This window comes from Streptomyces sp. SID10853, from assembly GCF_010548145.1.
GTDB lineage: Bacteria > Actinomycetota > Actinomycetes > Streptomycetales > Streptomycetaceae > Streptomyces.
In genome coordinates this window covers 1-3,495 of record NZ_JAAGLN010000399.1, presented here as the reverse complement: position 1 = coordinate 3,495, position 3,495 = coordinate 1, and the positions used below count along the sequence as shown (strand labels likewise).

Sequence of the window (3,495 nt, the reverse complement as noted above, 5' to 3'; positions counted from 1 at the left end):
GCCAGCGCGAGCCTGCGCAGCAACCGGCGCCCCTGCTCGGGCTGGTCGCTGTAGCGCAGCGCCAGCGCGCGCTCGACCGGGGGGAGGTCCCGGTACGAGCCGAGGTGCGCGGCGAGTTCGCGCGTCGACCGCCGGCCGAGCGAGGAGCCGGCGACCCGCAGGGCCAGCGGCAGTCCGCCGCACAACTCCGCGACCTGGTCCGTCGCTTCGGCGTCGTACGGGCTCTCCGGCTCCTCGGCGGCCTCCCGCAGCAGCTCGTCCGAGCCCGCCGCGTCCAGCGCGTCGACCGGCAGCTGGTGCACCCAGGCGCGGAGGTCACCGGGCAGTTCGAGCGGGGCGCCCGACGTCACCAGGACCAGGCTGTCGGAGCGCTCCGGTACGAGGGCCCGCACCTGCGCCGGGTCCGACGCGTCGTCCAGGACGACGGTGACCGCGAGGCCGGTCAGATGCTGGTGGTAGAGCTCGCTCAGCCGCTTCAACTGCTGCTCGGGCGAAGAGCGTTCGCGGAAGAGCAGCTGTTCGCGGGGCGCGCCGAGGCGATTCAGCAGATGGAGCAGCGCGTCCCTGGTCGACAGGGGCGGCTCGTCGCGGGTCGCACCGCGCAGATCGACCACGCACGCACCGCGGAACTGGTCCTTCAGCTGGTGCGCGGCGCGGACGGCGAGCGTGGTGCGCCCGGAGCCGGGGGCGCCGTGCAGCACCACGACCGTCGGCCGGGTCTCGGTGGAGGCGCGGGCCGCGTGCACCCACTGGGTGATCTGCGCCAGCTCCTGCCGCCGGCCGGCGAACGGCCCGCCCGCGTCCGGCAGATGGCCGAACGACTGGTCGAGCGTGGACCGCCTGCGCGCCGCCGCGCTCTTGTCGGTGCCGCGCAGCTGCGGCGGCACCGTGCTCTTCGTCTTCTTCTGCGGCACGGCGAGCATCCGCTGCTGGTCCAGATACGGGCGGATGCCCCGTACTTCCAGCGCCGTCAGCCACTCCAGCCGCAACTGCTCGGTCCCGCCGGGCTGCCCCTGGGCCCCGGCGCTGCGGTGGGCGGCGGGCCAGTGCGCGGCGGTCACCCTGGCGACGGTGGTGGCCGCACCGGCGACGGCGACGACCACGCCGGAGCCCACCGCGGTGGACCCGCCGGCCCCCATGACGAGGTCCGCTCCGCATGCGGCGATCGCGGCAACGACCGTGACCAGCGCGGGTGTCGCGAGGGACGCGCGATTGAAGTGCGCGGAGAGCGGATGCTGCTCGGCTGCCGCCGCGTCGAGTGCGCGGGTGTACGCGGCGTACTCGTCGGCGGCGCTCTCGGCCAGCGCGTCGAGCGCACCACGCCCCCGCGCCAGCAACGTCCCCGCGTCGGCCCGGCCGCCCGCCCGCCTCACCTCCTCCTCCACGGCGCGCACCAACAGCCGCTCTGCTTCCGCCCGATGGCCGTCCCGCATATGCATTCCCCCTCCGGGATACTCCGTTCGGAATGCAAGTGTCCTGCGCGGGGCGACGGAACGCGAGGGAACGGGGCCGGGGACCGGGAAACGGGGCAGGAGAGAGGGGCGGCCCTGTGCAGGGCGTGTCCCGCAGATCGAGCGGGGCCGTAGCGCGGGCCAGGACGTACTCAGCCGGTTCGCCGTCGCGCTGGGGGGCCGCCTCCACCAGGCCATCTGCTGCGACGACGGAGACACCGCGGCCATCGCCCGAGGCGGGGTATACGTGGCCCGGCGGGGTCGGCATGGGAGGGTTGGGCCCATGCCGAATCGCCTGGCCCACGAAACGTCCCCGTACCTGCTCCAGCACGCCGACAACCCGGTCGACTGGTGGCCCTGGTCGGCCGAGGCGTTCGAGGAGGCGCGCAGGCGTGGGGTGCCGGTGCTGCTCAGCGTCGGCTACAGCTCGTGCCACTGGTGCCACGTCATGGCGCACGAGTCCTTCGAGGACGAACAGACCGCCGCCTACCTCAATGAGCACTTCGTCCCGGTCAAGGTCGACCGGGAGGAGCGTCCGGACATCGACGCCGTCTATATGGAGGCCGTGCAGGCCGCCACCGGACAGGGCGGCTGGCCCATGACCGTGTTCCTCAATGCCGAGGCCCAGCCCTTCTACTTCGGTACGTACTTTCCGCCCGAGCCGCGGCACGGCATGCCCTCCTTCCGGCAGGTGCTCGAAGGGGTCACCGGCGCCTGGACCGGGCGGCGTGGTGAGGTGGACGAGGTCGCCGCCAAGGTGGTGGAGGATCTGGCCGGCCGCTCGCTCACCCACGATGCCGCCGGGCCGCCCGGGGCGGACGATCTCGCGGGGGCGCTGCTCGCGCTGACGCGGGAGTACGACGCCAAGAACGCCGGGTTCGGCGGGGCGCCCAAGTTCCCGCCGTCCATGGCCGTCGAGTTCCTGCTGCGCCACCATGCCCGTACCGGCTCCGACGGCGCCCTCCAGATGGCCGCCGACACCTGCGAGGCCATGGCGCGCGGCGGGATGTACGACCAGCTCGGCGGCGGGTTCGCCCGGTACTCCGTGGACCGGGAGTGGCGGGTCCCGCACTTCGAGAAGATGCTCTACGACAACGCCCTGCTCTGCCGTGTGTACACCCACCTCTGGCGGGTCACCGGGTCGGACCTGGCGCGCCGGGTGGCCCTGGAGACCGCCGACTTCATCGCCACCGGGCTCCGTACCCCCGAGGGCGGGTTCGCGTCGGCGCTGGACGCCGACAGTGAGGACGCGGACGGGCGGCACGTCGAGGGCGCCTACTACGTGTGGACCCCGGACCAGCTGCGCGAGCTGCTGGGCGACGCCGACGGCGAGCGGGCCGCCCGGCTGTACGGGGTCACCGATGAGGGGACCTTCGAGGAGGGGGCGTCCGTCCTCCAGCTGCCCGGCGACGACGTGCCGGCCGAGCTGCGCGCCCGGCTGCTCGCCGCGCGGAGCCTGCGGCCCGCGCCCGGCCGGGACGACAAGGTCGTCGCCGCGTGGCACGGCCTGGCCGTCGCGGCCCTCGCCGAGACCGGCGCCTGCTTCGACCGCCCCGACCTGGTCGAGCGCGCCACCGAGGCCGCCGACCTGCTGGTGCGGCTGCACATGGACGACGGCGCCCGCCTCTCCCGTACGTCCAGGGACGGCCGGGTCGGCGCCAACCCCGGTGTCCTGGAGGACTACGCGGATGTCGCCGAGGGCTTCCTCGCGCTGGCCGGGGTCACCGGGGAAGGGGTCTGGCTGGAGTTCGCCGGGTTCCTGCTCGATCTCGTACTCGACCTGTTCACGGGTGAGGACGGCACGCTCTACGACACCGCGCACGACGCCGAGCCGCTGATCCGCCGCCCCCAGGACCCGACCGACACCGCGACCCCTTCGGGCTGGACCGCCGCCGCCGGGGCGCTGCTCTCGTACGCCGCGCACACCGGCTCCGAGGCCCACCGCACCGCCGCCGAACGGGCGCTCGGTGTGGTGAAGGCGCTCGGTCCGCGTGCGCCGCGCTTCATCGGCTGGGGGCTCGCGGTGGCGGAGGCCGCTGTCGAC

2 protein-coding genes are annotated in these 3,495 nt (G+C 74.3%); one reads left to right on the top strand and one right to left on the bottom strand.

Annotation, left to right across the window (positions count from 1 at the left end; translation table 11 throughout):
* Positions 1-1,433: ATP-binding protein (locus G3I19_RS35365; protein ID WP_164267781.1), on the bottom strand; the 1,433-nt coding region annotated here is incomplete at its 3' end.
* 301 nt (positions 1,434-1,734) lie between these two features.
* Here G3I19_RS35365 and G3I19_RS35360 point away from each other — a divergent pair.
* Positions 1,735-3,495, top strand: a 1,761-nt coding sequence (locus G3I19_RS35360) for a thioredoxin domain-containing protein (protein WP_164267780.1), incomplete at its 3' end; no start/stop codon positions are given.